Annotated in this window: 15 protein-coding genes and 1 tRNA gene; 5 read left to right on the top strand and 11 right to left on the bottom strand. The window is 64.2% G+C overall.

Annotated features, from left to right (window positions below):
• Positions 1 to 72: 72 nt before the first annotated feature.
• Positions 73 to 1,293 (top strand): MFS transporter, encoded by a 1,221-nt coding sequence (locus MKD49_RS24470; RefSeq protein ID WP_252697589.1) that lies wholly within the window; start codon positions 73 to 75, stop codon positions 1,291 to 1,293.
• An 82-nt stretch (positions 1,294 to 1,375) separates the two neighbouring features.
• Here the strand turns inward: MKD49_RS24470 and MKD49_RS24465 are convergent, their stop codons facing one another.
• Positions 1,376 to 2,878, bottom strand: a complete 1,503-nt coding sequence (locus MKD49_RS24465) for an AMP nucleosidase (RefSeq protein ID WP_252697588.1) — start codon at positions 2,876 to 2,878, stop codon at positions 1,376 to 1,378.
• A 569-nt stretch (positions 2,879 to 3,447) separates the two neighbouring features.
• Here MKD49_RS24465 and MKD49_RS24460 point away from each other — a divergent pair.
• The 4 genes from MKD49_RS24460 to MKD49_RS24445 all read left to right on the top strand — a co-directional run bounded on the left by MKD49_RS24460 (position 3,448) and on the right by MKD49_RS24445 (position 6,972).
• Positions 3,448 to 4,515 carry a type II asparaginase gene (locus MKD49_RS24460; protein ID WP_034329596.1) on the top strand — a complete coding sequence of 356 codons (1,068 nt, stop codon included), beginning with the start codon at positions 3,448 to 3,450 and terminating at the stop codon, positions 4,513 to 4,515.
• A gap of 165 nt (positions 4,516 to 4,680) precedes the next feature.
• Positions 4,681 to 6,309, top strand: coding sequence for a glucan biosynthesis protein (locus MKD49_RS24455; protein WP_252697587.1), 1,629 nt, complete (start codon positions 4,681 to 4,683; stop codon positions 6,307 to 6,309).
• Positions 6,310 to 6,392: 83 nt separating this feature from the next.
• Positions 6,393 to 6,469, top strand: a tRNA-Arg gene (locus MKD49_RS24450).
• Between the two features lie 206 nt (positions 6,470 to 6,675).
• A complete protein-coding gene (locus MKD49_RS24445) occupies positions 6,676 to 6,972 on the top strand; it encodes a hypothetical protein (protein ID WP_252697586.1) in 297 nt (98 codons plus the stop codon).
• Position 6,973: 1 nt separating this feature from the next.
• Here the strand turns inward: MKD49_RS24445 and MKD49_RS24440 are convergent, their stop codons facing one another.
• The 10 genes from MKD49_RS24440 to MKD49_RS24395 all read right to left on the bottom strand — a co-directional run bounded on the left by MKD49_RS24440 (position 6,974) and on the right by MKD49_RS24395 (position 19,901).
• Positions 6,974 to 7,618: a cytochrome b gene (locus MKD49_RS24440; RefSeq protein ID WP_252697585.1), complete on the bottom strand. Its 645-nt coding sequence runs from the start codon at positions 7,616 to 7,618 to the stop codon at positions 6,974 to 6,976.
• A gap of 54 nt (positions 7,619 to 7,672) precedes the next feature.
• The gene (locus MKD49_RS24435) at positions 7,673 to 8,284 is read right to left on the bottom strand and encodes an FMN-dependent NADH-azoreductase (RefSeq protein ID WP_252697608.1); all 612 of its coding nucleotides are present in this window, start codon (positions 8,282 to 8,284) and stop codon (positions 7,673 to 7,675) included.
• A gap of 66 nt (positions 8,285 to 8,350) precedes the next feature.
• On the bottom strand, positions 8,351 to 9,367 hold the full coding sequence (locus MKD49_RS24430; protein WP_371925512.1) for a WD40/YVTN/BNR-like repeat-containing protein: 1,017 nt from the start codon (positions 9,365 to 9,367) through the stop codon (positions 8,351 to 8,353).
• Positions 9,368 to 9,386: 19 nt separating this feature from the next.
• Positions 9,387 to 11,756, bottom strand: a complete 2,370-nt coding sequence (locus tag MKD49_RS24425) for an RND family transporter (RefSeq protein ID WP_121045812.1) — start codon at positions 11,754 to 11,756, stop codon at positions 9,387 to 9,389.
• Between the two features lie 76 nt (positions 11,757 to 11,832).
• Complete coding sequence (locus tag MKD49_RS24420) at positions 11,833 to 13,572, bottom strand: DUF1302 domain-containing protein (RefSeq protein WP_252697584.1); 1,740 nt, start codon at positions 13,570 to 13,572, stop codon at positions 11,833 to 11,835.
• A 44-nt stretch (positions 13,573 to 13,616) separates the two neighbouring features.
• Positions 13,617 to 14,981, bottom strand: a complete 1,365-nt coding sequence (locus MKD49_RS24415) for a DUF1329 domain-containing protein (RefSeq protein ID WP_121045810.1) — start codon at positions 14,979 to 14,981, stop codon at positions 13,617 to 13,619.
• 91 nt (positions 14,982 to 15,072) lie between these two features.
• Complete coding sequence (locus tag MKD49_RS24410) at positions 15,073 to 16,443, bottom strand: aspartate aminotransferase family protein (RefSeq protein WP_252697583.1); 1,371 nt, start codon at positions 16,441 to 16,443, stop codon at positions 15,073 to 15,075.
• Positions 16,444 to 16,447: 4 nt separating this feature from the next.
• Positions 16,448 to 16,825: a hypothetical protein gene (locus MKD49_RS24405; protein ID WP_252697582.1), complete on the bottom strand. Its 378-nt coding sequence runs from the start codon at positions 16,823 to 16,825 to the stop codon at positions 16,448 to 16,450.
• Positions 16,825 to 18,432 carry a methyl-accepting chemotaxis protein gene (locus tag MKD49_RS24400; protein WP_252697581.1) on the bottom strand — a complete coding sequence of 536 codons (1,608 nt, stop codon included), beginning with the start codon at positions 18,430 to 18,432 and terminating at the stop codon, positions 16,825 to 16,827. Before MKD49_RS24400 ends, MKD49_RS24405 begins: the two co-directional genes overlap by 1 nt.
• 26 nt (positions 18,433 to 18,458) lie before the next feature.
• Positions 18,459 to 19,901 (bottom strand): NAD-dependent succinate-semialdehyde dehydrogenase, encoded by a 1,443-nt coding sequence (locus MKD49_RS24395; RefSeq protein WP_252697580.1) that lies wholly within the window; start codon positions 19,899 to 19,901, stop codon positions 18,459 to 18,461.
• Positions 19,902 to 19,955 lie beyond the last annotated feature (54 nt).

Genomic DNA, 19,955 nt, shown 5'->3' with positions numbered 1-19,955 from the left:
TTATTCATTTTTTGGAATGACTGAAAGACGATAGCATAGACCCCTGTTCACCTCACGCCTTTGCGCTTGCCCATGACCCAGCCCGCCTCACACCCCAGCGCCTCCCTTCACGCGCTGGCCTGGAAAGTCTGCCTGTCCGGCATGGTGGCCCTGTCGGTGGCGATGGGCATCGGCCGTTTCGCCTTCACGCCTTTGCTGCCGATGATGCTGCACGAAGGCAGCCTCTCGCTGCAGATGGGCGGCTGGCTGGCCACTGCCAATTACCTGGGCTACTTCGCCGGTGCCATGCTGTGCGCCTTCCATCGCAGCAAGCGCGGCGTGGCCATGCTGCGCGCCGGGCTGGTGGTGACCATCCTGCTCACGCTGGGCATGGGCGTGCTGCATCAGGACTGGATCTGGCTGTGGATGCGTTTTCTCTCGGGCGTGGCCAGCGCCTATGTGTTCGTCTATACCGCCGGCTGGTGCCTGCAGCAACTGACGCAGCTGGGCCGTCCGGAACTGGGCGGCGTGATCTTCTGTGGTCCCGGCCTGGGCATCGCGTTGACCGGCCTGCTCTCGGGCCCCATGATTGCGGCCGGCTGGCTGGCCGCCGGTGGCTGGATCCTCTTCGGTGTCATCGCGCTCGGGCTTACGGCGCTGGTGTGGAAGTCGTTCAGTTTCGATGCCGGGCGCGGTCTCAACGTGCATCCGCATGACAGCAATGCAGCACAGGCTCCGGTCCCGGAATCGGCGAGCCGGAAGCGGGAAGTGATGATCCAGGTGATTGCCTACGGCATCGCCGGATTCGGATACATCATCACCGCCACCTTCCTGCCGGTGATCGCGCGCCAGGCGCTGCCGGGCTCGGTGTGGCCGGATTACTTCTGGCCCATCTTCGGCTTGTCGGTGGCGGCCGGGGCCTTCAGCGCCACGCGGCTGTCGGTGCAGGGCGACCAGCGCCTGCTGCTGACCGGGGCTTACCTGATGCAGGCGGCGGGAGTGCTGGTGTCGATCCTGTTCCCCACTGCACCCGGCTTTGCGTTGAGCTGTCTGCTGCTCGGTCTGCCCTTCACCGCCATTACCCTGTTCGGCATGCGCGAAGCACGCCGCCTGCGGCGCGAACAGGCCAGCAGCCTGATGGCCCTGATGACCGCCGCCTACGGCATCGGCCAGATCGCCGGCCCGCCGCTGGCCACCGCCCTGGTGCACGGCAGCGGCTCTTTCACGCCCTCGCTGTGCGTGGCGGCGGTGACGCTGCTCATCGGTGCGGGGCTCTACTATCGACTCACGATCACGCATCGCCTGCCGCGCTGATCCGCTCTTCGACGCATCATGAAAAACGCCCGCGACATCGACTGTCGCGGGCGTTCGTCCTTGCAGCCACCAGCAATGTAGATCAGCGGAAGGCCGGCTCCGCGAAGCTGCGCAGCTTGCGGCTGTGCACCTGCTCGATGCCATTGTTGCGCAACAGCTCCAGCGCGCGAATGCCGATCTGCAAGTGCTGCGCCACGCGCTGCTCGTAGAAGGTATTGGCCATGCCGGGCAGCTTGATCTCCCCGTGCAGCGGCTTGTCCGAGACACACAGCAGCGTGCCGTAGGGCACCCGGAAGCGGAAACCGTTGGCCGCCACCGTCGCGCTTTCCATATCCAGCGCGATGGCGCGGCTCTGCGAGAAGCGCAGCAGCGGCATGCGATGGTCGCGCAGTTCCCAGTTGCGGTCATCGACCGAGGCCACGGTGCCGGTACGCATGATGCGCTTCAACTCATAGCCATCGAGCTGGGTGATGCTGGCCACCGCATCCTGCAAGGCCAGCTGCACTTCAGCCAGCGCCGGGATCGGCACCCACAGCGGCAGGTCATCATCGAGCACGTGATCGTCCCGCACATAGGCGTGCGCCAGCACGTAATCGCCCATGCGCTGCGAGGCAGACAAGCCGGCGCAGTGGCCCAGCATCAGCCAGCCGTGCGGACGCAAGACGGCCACGTGATCGGTCACCGTCTTCGCATTGGACGGACCCACGCCGATATTGACCAGGGTGATGCCGCTACCATCGGCGCGCTGCAGGTGATAGGCCGGCATCTGCGGCTGCCGTGCTGGTGCCACACCGGAAACTGGCCTGGTCTCTGTACCGGTCTGGTTGGCACTCCAGGTGGTGACATTACCGGGCTCGACGAAGGCAGTGTACTGGCGGCGATAGGCCAGTACATCCGGATCATCGGTCGGCTCCATCAGGCGCCTGCCCAGGCGCACGAATTCATCGACGTAGAAAGCGTAGTTGGTGAAGAGCACGTAGCGCTGGAACTGGTCCGGCGAGGTCGCCGTGTAATGGCGCAGGCGATGCAGCGAGTAATCGATGCGCGGCCCGGTGAACAGCGCCAGCGGATGCGGCCCTTCGCGCCAGGCACCGTTGTCCACTTCATAGGTGCCGTTGGCGATGCGGTCATCCATGGTCGCCAGGTCGGGCAGGTCGAAGAAATCGGGCAGCGTGCGCAGGTGTTCCGGGTCCAGGCTGCCTTCCACGTGTATGCCTTCGGGGAAGGCGAAGTGCACCGGGATCGGCAGCTCGCTCACGCCCACTTCCAGCGGCACCTCATGGTTCTGCAGCACAAGCTTGAATTGCGCCAGCAGGTATTGATGGAACAGCTTGGGACGCGTGAGCGTGGTCTCGTAGCAGCCGGGACCAGCCACGAAACCGAAGGACTGGCGGGTATCGGTGTGGGTGGATTTTTCGGTGGTGATGCGCACGAAGGGATAGCAGGCACGCACCCGCTGCGGCATCCCCTGGCCGCTGGAGAACTGGCGGAAGGCATCGCGCAGGATGGCCGTGTTGTGTTCGTAGATCTCCAGCACGCGCGCATAGGCGGCTTCGGGGTTGGTGAATTTTTCTGTGGCAAACATCGTGGTTCTCCATCATTGCCGCGCGCCGCACCGGTGTAAAAGCCAATGCGCTGGGGCGGCGCGGCCGGTTGGACCGGTCATTCATCGAAAGAACTTGTGCGCGGCACCATCTTACCTGAGAGCGCTGCTTTCCACGCAGCTGCGCCATGCCGCGATCAAGCAGGACAATGCCGCGCTTGTCAGGCTTTGCTGCACTCTGATTCGGTGATATCTTCCGAGTTCTTCGGCGCGATTTACTTATTTTTTCAAGCGCGCCTTCCCTGCCCGCCAGCCCTGCGCCGGCGCACCCCGGCCACCTGCGTCAGCGCGCTGTCAGTTGCGCGTCATTTTGCCCTTTTCGATCACTCCTGCCGGGCCAAAACGCACCAAACGTGCGTGCACCCCCGTCGCAAAGGCCCGTCCCATGCGGCTTTCTCACCCGATAAAAAAACCTTTGATTGCCAGGCGAGCCGGTGCTATCGTGTCGGCGCTTTTGGCGGGATGAGATCGCGCGGCAAGACGTGAGACATCTTCGCAAGGCTACCAATAAAACTAAGAAAATCCATTCAACCACTCGTTCAGAGGCAAACATGTTCATCAGAAAAATCTTCCAGCAGATGCTGGTCCTGCTCTGCCTGGCCGCGGCCGCAGCCGCACAAGCACAAAACCTGCCCAACGTGGTCATCCTGGCCACCGGCGGCACCATCGCCGGTACCGGTGCCACCAGCACCACCACCGTCGGCTACACCGCTGCCAAGGTCGGCGTGGATGCGCTGATTGCCGCCGTTCCCGAACTCAAGAAGGTCGCCAACGTGCGCGGCGAGCAGGTCATGCAGATCGCCAGCGAGAACATGAACAACGACGCCTGGCTGAAACTGGCCAAGCGCGTCAACACCCTGCTGGCGCAGAGTGACGTCGATGGCATCGTCATCACCCACGGCACCGATACCATCGAAGAAACCGCCTACTTCCTGGACCTGGTGGTCAAGAGCAAGAAGCCGGTGGTGATCGTGGGCGCGATGCGTCCCTCCACCGCCATCAGCGCTGACGGCCCGATCAACCTGTACAACGCCGTGCTGCTGGCCGGCTCCAAGGAAGCCGTCGGCAAGGGCGTGCTGGTGACCCTGAACGACCAGATCAATGCTGGCCGTGAAGTGACCAAGACCAACACCTCCACCATGGACACCTTCAAGACTCCGGAACTGGGCTTCCTGGGCTACATCCAGGGCAGCAAGCCTTACTTCTATCGCCAGTCCACCCGCAAGAACACGGCCGACACCCCGTTCGACATCATGAACCTGGACAAGCTGCCGCAAGTGGACATCGTCTACGGCTACGCCAACATGAACCCGATCGCCCTGAACGCCTTCGTGGCCGCTGGTGCGCAAGGCATCATCCACGCCGGCGTGGGTGACGGCAGCCTGAACAACACCGTGGTGCCGTCGCTGACCGAGGCCCGCAAGAAGGGCGTCGTGATCGTGCGTTCCAGCCGCGTCGGCCAGGGCATCGTGGCACGCAACGGCGAAGCCGACGACGACAAGCTGGACTTCGTGGTCTCCGATACGCTGAACCCGCAGAAGGCGCGCATCCTCTTGATGCTGGCCCTGACCAAGACCACCGACAGCAAGGAAATCCAGAAGATGTTCTGGGAATACTGATCCTGCCGATCCGGCGGCCCTGGCTGCCGGACCCAGCATCAATCAATCATCAGTCCGAAAGCCCGCTGCCCGTGCAGCGGGCTTTTTTTACCCAGGAACCAAGCACGGCAGGCCTCACTCTGTAGAGTTCGTCTTGCCCCGGACCGCTTCACAGGAGAACACCGCATGCCCAGCCGCCGTCAATTCCTCGCCGCCGCCAGTACCGCTTCGGCATTGGCCGCCCTCGGCCTCTCGCCGCGTGCGCTGGCGGCCCAGGGCTTGCGCATGGGCACTGCGCAGCCGTTTTCCTTCGACAGCCTGATAACGCGCGCCCGCGACATGGCCCGCACGCCCTACCAGGCCCCGCCGGCCGTCCCCGCAGACGTTCTGGACAAGATCGACTACGAAGCCCACGGCAAGATCCGCTTCAAGACTGCCGATGCGCTCTTCGCCCAGGGGCCCGGCGCGTTTCCGGTGACCTTCTTCCACCTCGGCAAGTTCTTCCGTGTACCGGTACGGATGTTCATCCTTGCTGGTCAGGGCGATGGCACTGTACCGGTACAGTCGCGCGAAGTGTCTTACCGCGATGACTATTTCGACATGCCCGCCGACAGCCCCGCCCATCAGCTTCCGGCAGGCAGCGGCTTCGCCGGTTTCCGCTTCCAGGAGAGCCGCCTGGCCGACCAGAAGGAGAAGGACTGGCATACCAATGACTGGGTGGCCTTCCTCGGTGCCTCCTATTTCCGCGCCATCGGCGACCTGTACCAGTACGGCCTGTCGGCGCGCGGCATCGCCATCGATGTGGCCCAGGCCGACCGGCCTGAAGAATTTCCCGACTTCACGCAATTCTTCTTCGAACCCTCCGCCCCGGGCAGCGATACGGTGGTGGTGTATGCCCTGCTCGATGGGCCCAGCATCACGGGTGCCTATCGCTTCGCCATGCAGCGCAAGCAAGGCGGCGGCGTCCACATGGAGATCGACAAGTCGCTGTTCCTGCGGCGCGACGTGGCGCGCCTCGGCCTGGCCCCGGCCACCTCGATGTACTGGTTCTCGGAAACGGTGAAGGGCACCGGCGCGGACTGGCGGCCGGAGGTGCATGACTCGGACGGACTGGCGATCTGGAACGGCGCAGGCGAACATCTCTGGCGTCCGCTCAACAATCCGCCGCGCACCATGTCGTCGGCCTTCAGCGACCAGCACCTGCGCGGCTTTGGCCTGCTGCAGCGCGACCGCGATTTCGATCATTACCTCGACGGCGTGCATTACGAACGCCGCCCCAGCCTGTGGGTAGAACCGGTGGGCGACTGGGGCGAAGGCGAAGTGCAATTGATCGAGCTGCGCACCGATGACGAGATCCACGACAACATCGTCGCCATGTGGGTGCCCAAGGCCCCGGCGCGCGCGGGCAACGCCTATCGCCTGCGCTACCGGCTCTACTGGCAGCAGGACGAGCCTTTCCCTTCCCCGCTGGCACGTTGCGTGGCCACGCGCCTGGGACGTGGCGGCCAGCCGGGCCAGCCGAGGCCGCCGCAGGTGCGCAAGTTCATGGTGGAGTTCAAGGGAGAAGCGCTGGCGGGGCTGCCCTTCGGCGTGAAGCCGGAAGCGGTCATCACGGCTTCGCGCGGCAGCATTTCCTATGTCTATACCGAAGCGCTGCCCAATGGCGTGCCCGGCCACTGGCGCGCGCAGTTCGATCTCACGGCCAGCGGCGAGGAACCGGTCGAGCTGCGCCTGTTCCTGCGCCGTCAGGGCCAGGCATTGAGCGAGACCTGGCTGTTCCAGTACCATCCGTTTGCCGCGCGGGAAGTCTATTGAAATGCGGTGAAATAGTTTTTTTGAAGGGGCTGCGAAAAAATGTTTGTACTTTTTTGAAAAGCTCCTTATAATCTCGTTCTTTCGCGGCTGTAGCTCAGCTGGATAGAGTACTTGGCTACGAACCAAGGGGTCGTGGGTTCGATTCCTGCCAGCCGCACCATATGTAGTAGAAAAAGGGTCCATCGCAAGATGGGCCCTTTTTTGTTTTGTGCTGCCGCCAGCATGGCGCAGCTCATCCACAGAATCCAAAGCTGGCCGACGCAGGGTTGCGCCATCGTCCGACAGGCCCCCGCAGCCCGGCTGGGGATAATCAAGGCTCCCCGAATCCGATTCCATCGATTTCCCTCGATGCCCACAGGAGCCGCAATGAAAAAGATGTCCTTCCTCATGCTGGCCGCCGGTTCGCTGGCCATGCTGGCCGCTGCCAAACCGGTACTGCGCCGCTATGACGATCTCAACCGCCGCCGTGCCGGCACCGCGCCCGCCGACACCGCCTCAGGCCAACCGGCCATCATCGGTGAAGAAGACATGCAGCCCGTCGCCCAGGAAAGCAGCATGGTGGCTGACGGCACGCAGCACCATGAGCCCGCCGGCGCGCCGCCCGTCCAGGTCGATGCCCCGCCGCGCAAGGATGGCGACTTCGCGCCACCGGTCGGCGCCTGACTCAGCGCCGCTCGCCCTCGTCCTTGCCGCCCCATGAGGCCGGCAGCATGCGCAACAGCGTGGCATCCTTGCGCACGCGGTGATGGAACAGAGCCGCCGCGATGTGCAGGAGCACCACCACCCACACCACCCAGTCCCCCAGGAATTTGTGGATGGCGAAAATGGGCGTCTCCACCTGCTCGGCCGTAAGCTGCCAGGTCGTGGCGATCCAGTGGAACAAGGCCGTCTCGCGGAATGCCGGAATGATGAAGAGACCGAAATTGGTCGGGTCATAGGTGTTCAGGTAGCCCGTGAGCGGCATCAGGATCATGAACAGGTACAGCGCCCAGTGCGCCAGTTTGGCCAGCAGATGCTCCAGCGCACTGCCCGGCACCGGTGACGGCTCGACATTGATCCAGCGCCAGATCAGGCGCGGGATCACCAGCACCCCGATGCTCACGCCCAGCACCCAGTGGATGTTGAGAATGGGGATGACCAGTTCACCATTCGGTTCGATACCGAACAGCGCAGGCTTGATGCTGGTCTCGGGATCGATGAACCAGATCACGTAATACACCACGATATAGGCCAGGATGAAGGCCACCGCCATGGTCCAGTGGAAGCATTTGGCGACCGCGCCGAAGCGCTCCGCAGTATTTTTCAGCATGAATTTTCCTGCCAGAAGAAAAAGGTGCGTCAGTGTATTACACGCTATTGCACGCTATTGCACGCGCAAAAAGGCAATGCGTGCCGACGCATCGGCCAGCGCCTGCGCTTTTTCGCTCTCACCCATGGCCACGCCTTCGGCGCGGATCACGGTGACGTCGACGATGCCAAGGAAGCCCAGCAGATCCTGCAGATAGCGTTCCTGGTGATCCAGCGCCGCTTCCGGCGTGCCCTCCGCATACTGGCCGCCGCGTACCGAGGCGATATAGGCGCGGCGTCCCTTGAGCAGCCCTTCCGGACCGGCCTCGCCGTAGGCGAAGGTAGTCCCTGCCACTGCCACCCTGTCGATCCAGGCCTTCAGTGATGACGGCAGCGAGAAGTTGTACATCGGCGCGCCGATCACCAGCAGATCCGCCTGCAGCAGTTCATCCAGGCAGGCCTGTCCCAATGCCAGGTCCGCCTGCAGGGCAGGATCGCTGACCTCCGCGCCATTGAAGGCCGCCAGGTGCTGCGGCGACAGATGCGCAGGCGCGACGGCGGCGAGGTCGCGATAGACCACTTCCAGTGCCGGATGCAGCACGCGCAAGCGCGCCACGATTTGCGCCGAGAGCTGGCGGCTTACGGAATGTTCACCCAGGATGCTGGCATCCAGATGCAGGAGTTTCATGGTCATGGATTCCTCATATTCTATAAATCATTTATTCAATTTACGAAAAAAACGGGGCGGTGATGCTCAGGGCTTGGCCGTACCGGGCTCCACCGGCTTGAGGACGCCTTCCTTGGAGAACGGCAGGACCTGCCCCAGCCGGTTCACCAGCAGCGTCGTGATGGCCTGCGGAGCAGTCGCGACGACCTGCCAGCTGAGGCCGTCATCGCGGCTCTGCAGCAGCTTGCCCTCCAGCGAAGAGGCCGTCAGCACACCCGGCGTTGCCTGCAGCGCCGTGATGGATCCGCTGGTGGGCAAGGCCACGGCCTGCCACGTCGCCCCCCCATCGGTACTGCGCAAGAGCTTGCCGCCCAGTCCCGCCACGATCAGCGTGCCCGAGGGCAGGGCCACCGCCCCGCTCCACAGCGAGGCCTTGCTGCCGGTACTCTGCAATTCCCAGTGCTGGCCACCATCGCGTGACCGGAACAGCGTGCCCTGCTCCGCCGCCAGATAAAGCGCATCGCCCTGCCCTGCGAAGAGGTGCAGCAAATTCAGGTCGCTGCGCTTGCTGCCCGCAGCCACCGGCAAATGCAGCGGTGTCCAGGTCTTGCCGCCATCCTCGGTCTGCAGCAGCAGCGACCACAATCCGGCGGCCCAGCCATGGAGACGATCACGGAAGTAGACCGTGAACAGCGGCTGGTCGACCTCGGTGGCGCTGCGCTGCACCTGCCAGGTCTCGCCACCGTCGGCGCTGTGGATCACCACGCCGCCATGGCCGGCCGCCCAGCCCTCCTTGTCATCCACGAAGCTGACTGCCGTCAGCGTGAAATCCACCGGCACCTGGCGCGCCTGACGCCAGTGCTGCCCCCCATCATCGGACAGGATCACATTGCCGCGCGCACCCACCGCCACCACGCGCTCACCGGCCAGCGTCGCCGCCAGCATCATGGCGCGTTCTGCATGTGCATCGGCCACGGCGGCACGCAGCGGCACCGGCGCCATGCCTTGCGCGTGGCCACTGCCGGCCGCCAGTGCAGACCACGCCAGCAGCGTCACGCACAGCCATCCCTTGACTGACTTGCTCACATCCATTCTCCCTTGCATCGCATTCTCTCCTGCGCCCTCAGTGGCTCATCATGCTGTTGACCTTGATCTTGCCCTTGCGCGGGAACAGCCGTTCCAGCACCACCGCAAAGGCCGGCAAAGCGGTCATGGCCATGATCAGGTTGACGATGAACATGAAGGCCAGCAGCTTGCCCATATCGGCCTGGAACTTGAGCTGCGAGAAGGACCAGGTGGCCACGCCGATGGCCAGCGTGATGGCCGTGAAGATGGTGGCCACGCCGATTTCCTGTATCGATTTCTCCAGCGCCACCTCAATCGCCTCGCCCGCCGCCAGATGCATCTGCAGGCGGCTGTAGATGTAGAAGGCATAGTCCACGCCGATGCCCACGGCCAGCACCATCACCGGCAAGGTCGCCACCGTCAGGCCAATCTGCAGCTGCTTCATGAAGGCATAGCCGATGAAGGTGGCCACCGTCAGCGGCAGGCAGCACGCCACCACGGCACGCAGGTCGCGATACACCGCAAACACCAGCACCACGATGGCGGCATAGACGTAGAGCATCATCGGCAGCTCCGACTTTTCCACTTCCTCATTGACGGCCGCGATCACCCCGGCATTGCCTGCGGCCAGGCGGATGCTCAGCCCCGGCAGCGGATGCGCGCTGCGATACTGCTTGACGGCCGCGATCACGCCATTGATGGTGGAGGCCTTGTGATCGGTCAGGTAGAGATGCGTGGCCAGCATGCTGCAATCCTTGGAGAGGAAGCCGCGCACCCGCCCGATCTCCACCGCCAGTGCGGCATAGTTGGCCGGATCCAGCGGCACCGAATACATGGCCGGATTGCCCTCGTTGTAACCTTCGTTATAGATCTTCATCTGCTGCGCGAAGGAGCTCACCGACATCACCCCCGGCACCTGCGCCATGGCAGCATCGAACTGGTCCTGGTAGCGTCCGAAGGCGACCTGGTCACAGGAATTTTCGGGAGTGGCCAGGATCACCGAGAGCCAGTCCAGTCCCGTGTCGTAGTTCTCCGCAATCGCCTTGGCATCCAGGTTGTAGCGCGAGTCGGCCCGCAGCTCGGGGGCCCCGGCCTGCAGGGTACCGACCAGGCGGTCGCTGCTGTACCACACCGAGGCCGCAAAGAGCAGCAGCGTGACCAGCACGATTCCCCTGGCATTGCGCGGATGGGCCGCACGCGCAAACACCTGCAGCCAGCGCGCACGCTTCTGCTGTGCCCGCATGGCGGCATCGGCATAGGCCTTGTCGACCTTGAGCAGGGAGGCCGCCAGCGGCAGCATGACCAGGTTGGTGATGATCTTGTAGCCCACGCCGATGGAAGCGGTGATGGCCAGCTCCTTGACCATGGGAATCGGAATGAGCGTGAGCGTGATGAAGGAGACGAAGGCCGTCACCAGCGCCAGCACGCCCGGCACCAGCAGGCCACGGAAGCTGGCGCGCGCCGCCTCGTCGCACCCCATGCCGGCCGCGATGCCGCGCACGATGTAGTTGATCTGCTGCACCCCGTGCGAGACGCCGATGGCAAACACCAGGAACGGCACCAGCACCGCCAGCGGGTCCAGTCCGTAGCCCAGCAGGTGCAAGGTCCCGAACTGCCACACCAGCGATACCAGCGAACAGACGATGGGCAGCAGCGTGAACGGCAGCGAGCGGCAATACCAGTACACCGCCAGTGCAGTCAGCAGCAAAGCCATCACGCAGAACTTGAGCACGCCCTGCGCGCCATCGGCAACATCGCCGATCTGCTTGGCGAAGCCGATGATCTGCACCTCGAAGTCGGCATTCTCGTACTTGGCGCGCAAGTCATTGAGCAGCTTGTTGTAGGCGAGATAGTCGACCTTCTTGCCATTGGCATCGAACTCGTTGATCTCGGCGATGATCATCGCGCTGTCTTGGCTGCGCGAGACCAGCGTACCCACGAAGCCGCCATTGTTGGCGCTGTCGCGGATACCGGCGATCACCTCCGGCGTCAGGTTGTCAGGCGTGACGGTACCGGCGATGACCGGGTCGGCGCGGAACCCTTCCTCGGTGATTTCATTGACGAAGGTGTTGGGCGTCCACAGCGACTGCACCCCCAGCCGGTTGATGTTGGGCAGGAACATGACGGCCTGGGTCATGGCGTTCAGGCGCGTGAGACCGTCCCTGGTCCAGATGCTGCCGTGCCGGGCGCGCAGCACGATGTTGAGGCGATTGGCACCGAACAGTTCATCGCGGTATTGGTGCAGCGTGGCCACGTATTCGTGGTCCGAAGGGATCTGCTTCTCGAAGCCTGCATCCATGCGCAGCTGCAGCGAGAACACGGCCATCAGCGCCGTGAAGCCCAGCAGTGCCAGCAGGATGGGCAGGCGCGCTCGAAAGGCCAGCGCCTCCAGGCGCGCCAGGCTGAGAAAGCCGTTGAGAAAACGCATAGTGATCTGAATCCAGCAGGCAAGACACGGTACGACCGGAACGGACTACGCCCGCCAGGGCGCAGTCCGACCGGGATCAGAAGTTGTAGGTCGCGGTGGCCCCGACGAAATTGCGGCCGCGCAGCGGCTGGTCGAAGATGGTGTCGCCGCCCCAGAACATGGCGTAGTTGAGCGAGAACTGCCACTTGGCCGGATTCTGGATGAAGCTGACGATGAAGTTGGCCGACTTCGCCCCCTGCATGAAGGTGCCCGCAAAGTTGGGCGTGCGTCCATGCAAGGCCTGGAAGTAGAAGATCTCCGGTACCACCTGCCAGCCCGGTATGAGCGAACCGTCATACACCCAGCTGAAGTCCAGGTTGTAGCCATACGAGAGCGCCGTGCCTACGCTGGGCGGCGACCCGGCGCCGGTGGCAATGGCATTGGCGGTGGTGTCGTAACCCCAGCCCCAGTTGCCGGCCGCGACGGGAATGCCCTGGTAGGACTTCTTCATGTTGGGATAGTAGATGCCCACGGCCTCGGCCATCAGGGTGGCGGTATCGGCCCCGCCCAGCATCTTGAGGATGGTGGGATTGTCGCTCGGGGTCATGCTCAACAGGCCCGTGACCGCCAGCTGGTACTTGGCTGTCTCGACGTAGCAGTTGCCGTTGGCCAGGCAGCCGCTGCCGTTGGTGGTCGGGCTGTTGCCGGCGGTGGAGGTGTTGAGCGTGATCGGATCCTTGGGACGGTAAGACAATTCGGTGCCCACTGCCCAGTTGCCGACCGGGAAGTTCATGCTGGCACCGATCATCTTGCGGTCCTGCAGGTAGGAGTAGCCGAAGCCCGAAACCGAACTGGTGGAGGTCGACATCACCGGCGACTTGTCGTGGTAGTTCATCAGGTACAGGCCGAAGTTCATCTCGGTGTCCTTGGGGCTGTAGCGCAGCGCCACGCCGTACTGGCCGCTGGAACGCGGCGTACTGGTGGTGGGCACGCCCAGCTCGGTGGCTCCGTTGCCGATGGTGCCGATGGACCAGTAGCTGCCCACCGGTGGGAAGTAGTTGCGCTGCCAGCCTTGCTGCACATAAGTCTCGACGCTCAGGCCATGGCCCAGTCCGGTGGCAAAGTTCACCATCGGGGCCGGCAGCACCGCTTCCTTCATCTGCGTGCCCGGTTGCGACAGGCGCATCAGGTCCAGTGCGTTGGTCTGGTTGATGCCCCCGGGGATGAACAGGCTCTCGCCCCAGTTCACCACCTGGTTACCGACACGCAGGCGGCCGCGCTGCTCGCCGATGGAGAATTCCTTGCTCACCCACAGATCGAGCAGGCGCGTCTTGTTGCGCACCTGGCTGGCCGCATTGCCGGGGAAGGAACTGCCGCCGCCCCCGCTCACGTAGCCGGTGGCGCTGTCGGCTGCAAAGTCGCGCAGCCAGCTGACGCGGCCGAGGAATTTCACGTCCGAAGGCAACTTGAGCATCAGCTCATGGGTGCCTTTGATGTAGGTGGTGAAAGCGCTGCCCCGCTCGTAGTTCAGGTTGCCCTGGTCGTTGTATTGCGAGAGCGAATCGGCACAGCCATCCGGTGCGCCCGCACCGGTCGGCCCCGACGGCTGGCCGCCGTTGACCGAACCGATGATGCCGGCACAGACCGGCTTGCTGGCGCGGATCCCGACGCCCACCGTGACGGTGGAGTCAAAGTTGCCCGAGACCGATTCCCCCTCGAAGGTAAAGGCCTGGGCATTGCCCGTGTAGAGACAGGCGCCCATCAGCGGTACGACGATGGGCAACATCCGTGGCAGCGCCAAACCTGCACGCCGCGTCTTGCGCATTGGCTTCTTCATGGTTTTCCCTTCCCCGTCAAAGTCTTGTCAGAGTGGCGTAGCGCTCAGCGGTCGCTGATGGCACGCAGATTGTCGGCGCTGTAGAAACTGTCGCGCAGACGCGGGTTGTCCTTGACCTCGGTCTCCCAGCGGATGTCCTTGCCGGTGCCGGCCGAGTGCGAATCCATCAGGTAGCGGCCTTCGGCCAGGTTGTACTGGGCGAAGCCGGCGAGATCGCAGGCACCGGTTTCATAGACCGGAATGATGTAACCCTCGCGGTGCTTCCACAGCTTGTTCTGGGCGTCGTAGTCGTCGGAGAGCACCAGGTTCCAGCTGTCTTCATCGACATAGAAGGTCCGCTTGGGGGCCAGGTGGCGCACGCCCGGCTTGACGGTGGCTTCCACCACCCAGACCCGGTGCAGCTCGTAGCGGCGCGCATTCTCGGCCACGAAATCAGGCTTGGCGATGTCGTCGAAATTGGCCTTGAAGTTGTTGGCCCCGAAGCTGTTGTAAGCGACGTAGATTTCCTTCTTGCCGACCAGCTTCCAGTCGAAGCGGTCCATGGTGCCGTTGAAGACGGTCGGCTCATCCATGGTGTACTGGTTTTCCATGCCGATCTGCGGCGCATCGTAGGCATAGGACGGCATGCGGCGCACGCGGCGCTGGCCGGGGAAGTAGTAGAAGGTCTCCGCGCCCGGACGATTGAGATAGGTCGCCACCGTCAGCGCCTGCCCGGCCAGTGCGGTCGGCGAGGCATAGGCAACGTAGGTGTAGAACTCGACCCCGCCCAGCGTGGAGAGCTTGGTGCTGCCCTTGACGCTGGAGGGATAGAACAGCGTCAGTTGCTGGCTGGCCTTGATCCACTCATTGCTGCCCTTGCGCGGCGAGACGGCGGTGATGGTGTTGGGGAAGTCCACGCCCACGCCGCGATAGCGCATCTTGCTGTTGTACATCACCTCCAGGCCGGTCTTGGGCAGCGGGAAGGGAATGCCGGGCACGTTGGCTTCGGCCAGGCTCCAGCCGTCGGCACCGATCTTGCCGTCGGCCACATTCTTCCTGGTGTTCTCGACCACGAAGTCGGGCGCGGCACAGTAGCGGTGGGTGGGATAGATATCCATCTTGTAGCCCTTGACCTGCTTGATCAGGGCCACCTGTCCCGGCGTGAGGTGATCGGCGTACTTGTCCACGTTGGAGGCGTCGATGACCTCGGTGGGCTTTTCATCCTTGTACTTGAAATAGTCCTTGCGCAGCTTGCCGTAGGACCAGCCGGGCAATTCCACGTTTTCCGCCTTCCATTCCGGCACGCCCTGGCCGGCGGCCTTGTCGCCGCCCAGCGGGGTCAGGGTGGTGCCCAGATCTTGCACCGAGGCCGCGTGCGCCAGCGTAGCGCCCATTGCCAGCAGGGACAAACCGAGGATCGTTCTCTTCATGACCACTTTCTCCAATTGACTCAAACCTGTTGCGATTGATGAGGAATCAGGCAGGCGGCCGGGATGCATCCCGGCCACCGGGTTGTCCCGTTCAGAGGGAGGCCAGGCCGGCGCCGAAGATGTCCAGTCCCTTGAACAGCAGCGAACGCGGAATGGTCAGCGAAGGCATCACGCGCATGACGTTGGTGTAGCGGCCACACGGAATCATCAGCACGCCATGGCCGACCACGTAGTCCATGAGCTTGCCCAGCTTCTCGCGCGAGAGCGGTTCGCGGGTCTCGCGGTTCTCGACCAGCTCGATGCCGATCATCAGGCCGCGGCCGCGCACCTCGCCGATCCAGGGGCTGTTGAAACTGCGGATGCGTTCCTGCGCTTCCAGGCCCAGGACATGGGCGCGGTTGACCAGGTCCAGGCGCGGGTCTTGGAGGATGCTGATGTTGGTCAGCGCCACCGCTGCCGAGATCGAATTGGCGGCGAAGGTATTGGGCTGCGAACCATCAGGGATCTTGGCCGCGAGATCGGAACGCATCACCAGGCCGGCCATCGGCATGTCGCCGCCGATGCCCTTGCCGAAGGTCAGCATGTCGGGCTTCACGCCCGAATGTTCCACTGCCCACATCTTGCCGGTGCGGCCGGCACCGGCCTGCACTTCATCGACGATCAGCAGCGCGCCGCTGCGGTCGCAGGCCTTGCGCAGGATCTGCAGGAACTCCGGCGACGGCGGCACATAGCCGCCCTCGCCCTGCACCGGTTCGACGATCACGGCCGCCACGTCATCGGCGGCGGTGTAGGGGGTGTTGAGCAGGTAATCGACATATTCACCGGCGATCTGCTCGGCACTCTTGTTGCTCGTATCGAAGGGGAAACGATAGGCGTAGGGATACGGTGCGTGGATCACGCCACCCATGAAGGGACCGAAGCCCTTGCGGTAGGCGGTGCCGGTGGTGAGCGCATTGGAGGCATTCCAGATACCGTGATAGCCGCCGTGGAAGGCGATGATCTGGTGGCGGCCGGTGACGCGCTTGGCGAACTTCACCGCCGCTTCCAGCGCATCGCTGCCACCCTGGGTGAAGAAGGTGATGCAGTCGCCGCGCAGGCCCTCGGGCATGATCTCCGAGATCTTGGCGGCCAGCTCGGTACGCTTGGAGCTGTTGACTTCCATCGAGTGCATCAGCGATCCGGATTGCTCACGGATCGCTTCGACCACGCGCGGATTGCAGCGCCCGACGCTGCTCACGCCGACGCCGGCGGAGAGGTCGATGAAGGTATTGCCGTCCGGGTCCTTGAAGGTCACGCCGAAGGCCTGGTCCATGGCGATGGGCATGCGGCCGCCGCCACGTGCCATCGACTCGGTGCGTGCCGACAGTTCCAGCGCCGCTGCCGTCTTGGGGCCGGGATAGGTGGACGACACCATCTTGGGAGCGTCAGCAAAGTTGAGCGACTCCAGTTCTGCTTCAATCATAAACTTACCTTTCAAGACCGTTTTCAAGAGAGTGTTCGCTGCGCAGCGGCAAGCGAAGGACCGGGAACAGCGCCGCCCGCAACGCCTTGCTGGCGAGCTTGCGGCATGACACGATTAAAACCCTTGCACCGGGCAAGCCATTAGCCCAAATGAGCAAGTCATCGCGCAGCGTGATGCGGGGACGGAAATAATTTGCACAGGCGCGCTCCCGCCTTGCGGGAGGCTGACGGACGGCTGACGAGCGAGAAAAAAAATGGCGGCCGGAGCCGCCATCAAGGGTGCTGCCAGGCACCAGAACACACAACGATGTACAGAAAGACGTACCGGATTGCGGGCAGAAAAAAGTACGGAAAACACGCCCGAAAAAAGAACGGGAAACCATCACCCCAGCGGCAAGGCCAGCGACGGAGGCGACTGCGATGCGTGAAGCAACTGCGCGCCCTCCGCAATCCTGAACACCGACACCGTCCCCAGCAGGTTGCCCGCCTGCTGGCGCAAGCTCTCGCTGGCGGCCGCGCTTTGTTCGACCAGGGCGGCGTTCTGCTGCAGGGCGTCGTCCAGTTGCCGGATGGCACCCTCGACTTCGGCGATGTCTGCGCTCTGGGTCACGCTGGCCTCGCTGATCTGGGCCACGATGGCCGAGACGCTGCGCACCGCCGCCACGATGTCCTGCATGGTCTGCCCGGCACGGTCCACCAGGCGCGCGCCGGTCTGGATGCGCGCTACCGATTCATGAATCAGGACCTTGGTTTCGCGCGCAGCCAATGAACTGCGCTGGGCCAGTGAACGCACATCGGTGGCCACCACCGCAAAGCCGCGCCCCTGCTCCCCGGCGCGCGCCGCTTCCACGGCCGCATTCAAGGCCAGGATATTGGTCTGGAAGGCGATGCCATCGATGGTGCCGACAATCTCCGAGATGCGCCGCGAACTGTCCTCGATGCCGCGCATGGTCTGCACCACTTCCTGCACCACCTCTCCTCCCTGCAGCGCCACGGTACTGGCCTGCCGCGCAGTGCCGCTGGCCTGGCGGGCGTCCTCGGCATTCTTCTGCACCGTGGCACTGAGTTCATTCATGGTGGCTGCCGTCTCTTCCAGCGCGGCGGCCTGGGCTTCGGTGCGGGTGGAGAGATCGGCATTGCCGGCGGCGATCTGCACGCTGGCCGTGGCCACGTGTTCGGCTTCGCGCCGCACCCCGGCCACGATGCCGACCAAGGCCAGCTGCATGCGCTGCATGGCCGTGAGCAACTGGCTGATCTCGTCGCGCCCGCTGACCGTGATCTCCTGGTCCAGCGCACCTTCGGCAATCCGATGCGCAGCCTGTACCGCACGCCGCAGCGGTCCGGCAATTCCACCAATGAGCAAGCGTGCCAGTACCAGCGTGCCGAGCAGCGCGGCCACACTGACTGCGATGAGCGCGTGCCGGGCGGAGACGAAGGCCTGCTGGCCATCGGCTACCGAGGCCGCCGATTCCTGCGCCACCGAATCGCTGATGAACTTGAGGATGCCGGCCATCTGCTCGTAAGGCGCGGCACTGTCGGCCGCCAGCAGCAGCGCCTCGGCCGACTGCCCGGCGGCCGCCAGCGCCACCGCCTTCTCGGCCAGGGCGCGATAGGCCTGCCAGCTGGCGCTCAGTTGGCGGCTGGTGGCGCGTTCGTCATCATTGCTGGCGAAGTCGACCAGGATCTTGAGATACCTCTCTGCATAGGCCAGGCCCTCGCGCCGCGCCTGGGCGGCCGCCGTGCCGCCACTGCCATCATCGGCCAGCAGGGCCAGCGTCACGCCCATGCGGTATTGCGCCATGCCGATGCGTATGCCCGAGACCGATTCCATGGCCGGCACGTTGATGCTGCCGAGCTGCTCGACCTGCCGGTTGATATGGCTCATGCGGCCATAGGAAAACAGCGCCATGCCGACCAGCATCAGCAACAGCAGCACGAAGGCCAGCCGCAGCCGGGCCGCAATGCTCAATGCAGCGAGCGCCTGCCTCATCGTTGCTCCCCTTGATGGTGGATGGCTCAGCCGGGTACGTGGCTGATCTGGCTGATCATCTTGGTGACCAGGAAGCTGTCGAAGCTCTCGGTGCCGCCTTCGCTGCCGAAGCCGCTTTCACCGATGCCGCCGAAGGGCAGCTCGGGATGCGCCATGCCGGAATGGTTGATGTTGACCATGCCGGCCTGCAAGCCGCTGGCCACCTCGTGCGCCGTGGCCAGCGACTGCGTGAAGACGTAGGAGGCCAGGCCCAGGGGCAGCGCATTGGCCATCGCCAGGGCCTGCGCGGTATGGGCGAAGGGCGTGACGGCGGCCACCGGGCCGAAGGGTTCTTCCTGCATCACGCGGGCCGTCGGCGGCACATCGGCCAGCAGCGTGGGCGCATGGAAGTGGCCGCGCTCACCGATGCGCCGGCCACCTGTCACCAGTTGCGCGCCCTGGCTCACCGCGTCTTCGATCAGGCCATGCACCGCCTCGAAGCGGCGACCATGGATCAGCGGCCCCATCTGCACACCGGCGTCAAGACCGGAACCGACCTTCACCTGCTGCAGGGCATCGGCCAGGGCCACCACGAAGCGGTCGTAAATGCGCTGGTGAACAAAAAAGCGCGACGGCGATACGCAGACCTGGCCGGCGTTACGAATCTTCAGTCGCGCCAGCAGCCGCGCGGCCGCGTCCACCTCGGCATCGTCAAACACCAGGACCGGCGCGTGCCCGCCCAGCTCCATGCTCATGCGCTTCATATGCAGCGCAGCCTGGGCGGCCAGCTGGCTGCCCACGGGAATGGAGCCAGTGAAGGAAATGGACCGCACCAGGGGCGAGGCGATCAGCTGCTGCGAGATCTCCGACGACACCCCCCAGACGATATTGAAGACGCCCGCCGGCACGCCCGCATCATGAAACAGCTGTGCCATCAGCACGATGGCGGCGGGCGATTCCGAAGGTCCCTTCAGCACCACCGTGCAGCCTGCCGCCATGGCCGCTGCCACCTTTTTCATGGCCTGGCCGAACGGAAAATTCCATGGGCTGATGGCCGCGCACACACCGACCGGTTCGCGCACCACCAGTTGCCGCACCTCGGGATGGCGCGCGCCGACCACGCGGCCATACAGGCGGCGGCCTTCCTCGGCGTGCCAGTCGAGGTGCTCGGCGGCATTGAGGATCTCGGCGACGGCGTCGGCCAGCGGCTTGCCATTGTCCATGGTGATGGCCGGGGCCATCGCCTGCGCGCGTTCACGCGTGAGTGTGGCGGCGCGGCGCAGGATGTCGGACCGCTCCAGCGGCGAGACCTTGCGCCACTGCTGGAACGCGGCATGGGCAGCCTGGATGGCCTCCTCGATATCGCCGGCCTCGGCCCAGGGCAGGCGCCCCAGCACCTCGCCCGTGGCAGGATCGCGCACGTCCTGATAGCGGCGGCCGTCGAGGCCATGGAAACGTCCGTTGATGTAGAGCTGCAGGTCGGGATACATGGGTCACCTTGAAGAGGAAAAGACCGGTACGCGCACGGCATACCGGCTGCAATG

Origin of the sequence: Herbaspirillum sp. WGmk3 (genome assembly GCF_023952535.1) — a bacterium.
In the GTDB taxonomy this organism is placed as follows: domain Bacteria; phylum Pseudomonadota; class Gammaproteobacteria; order Burkholderiales; family Burkholderiaceae_D; genus Herbaspirillum; species Herbaspirillum huttiense.
The sequence above is the reverse complement of the archived record's forward strand: the minus strand, read 5'-3'. Positions and strand labels throughout refer to the sequence as shown.

Coding starts and splice junctions, on each gene's coding strand:
- MKD49_RS24405 (WP_252697582.1), bottom strand. CDS start 16,825: ATGGTTTCCCGTTCTTTTTTCGGGCGTGTTTTCCGTACTTTTTTCTGC.
- MKD49_RS24430 (WP_371925512.1), bottom strand. CDS start 9,367: ATGCAAGGGAGAATGGATGTGAGCAAGTCAGTCAAGGGATGGCTGTGC.
- MKD49_RS24400 (WP_252697581.1), bottom strand. CDS start 18,432: ATGAGGCAGGCGCTCGCTGCATTGAGCATTGCGGCCCGGCTGCGGCTG.
- MKD49_RS24460 (WP_034329596.1), top strand. CDS start 3,448: ATGTTCATCAGAAAAATCTTCCAGCAGATGCTGGTCCTGCTCTGCCTG.
- MKD49_RS24455 (WP_252697587.1), top strand. CDS start 4,681: ATGCCCAGCCGCCGTCAATTCCTCGCCGCCGCCAGTACCGCTTCGGCA.
- MKD49_RS24425 (WP_121045812.1), bottom strand. CDS start 11,756: ATGCGTTTTCTCAACGGCTTTCTCAGCCTGGCGCGCCTGGAGGCGCTG.
- MKD49_RS24445 (WP_252697586.1), top strand. CDS start 6,676: ATGAAAAAGATGTCCTTCCTCATGCTGGCCGCCGGTTCGCTGGCCATG.
- MKD49_RS24395 (WP_252697580.1), bottom strand. CDS start 19,901: ATGTATCCCGACCTGCAGCTCTACATCAACGGACGTTTCCATGGCCTC.
- MKD49_RS24435 (WP_252697608.1), bottom strand. CDS start 8,284: ATGAAACTCCTGCATCTGGATGCCAGCATCCTGGGTGAACATTCCGTA.
- MKD49_RS24415 (WP_121045810.1), bottom strand. CDS start 14,981: ATGAAGAGAACGATCCTCGGTTTGTCCCTGCTGGCAATGGGCGCTACG.
- MKD49_RS24470 (WP_252697589.1), top strand. CDS start 73: ATGACCCAGCCCGCCTCACACCCCAGCGCCTCCCTTCACGCGCTGGCC.
- MKD49_RS24465 (WP_252697588.1), bottom strand. CDS start 2,878: ATGTTTGCCACAGAAAAATTCACCAACCCCGAAGCCGCCTATGCGCGC.
- MKD49_RS24420 (WP_252697584.1), bottom strand. CDS start 13,572: ATGAAGAAGCCAATGCGCAAGACGCGGCGTGCAGGTTTGGCGCTGCCA.
- MKD49_RS24440 (WP_252697585.1), bottom strand. CDS start 7,618: ATGCTGAAAAATACTGCGGAGCGCTTCGGCGCGGTCGCCAAATGCTTC.
- MKD49_RS24410 (WP_252697583.1), bottom strand. CDS start 16,443: ATGATTGAAGCAGAACTGGAGTCGCTCAACTTTGCTGACGCTCCCAAG.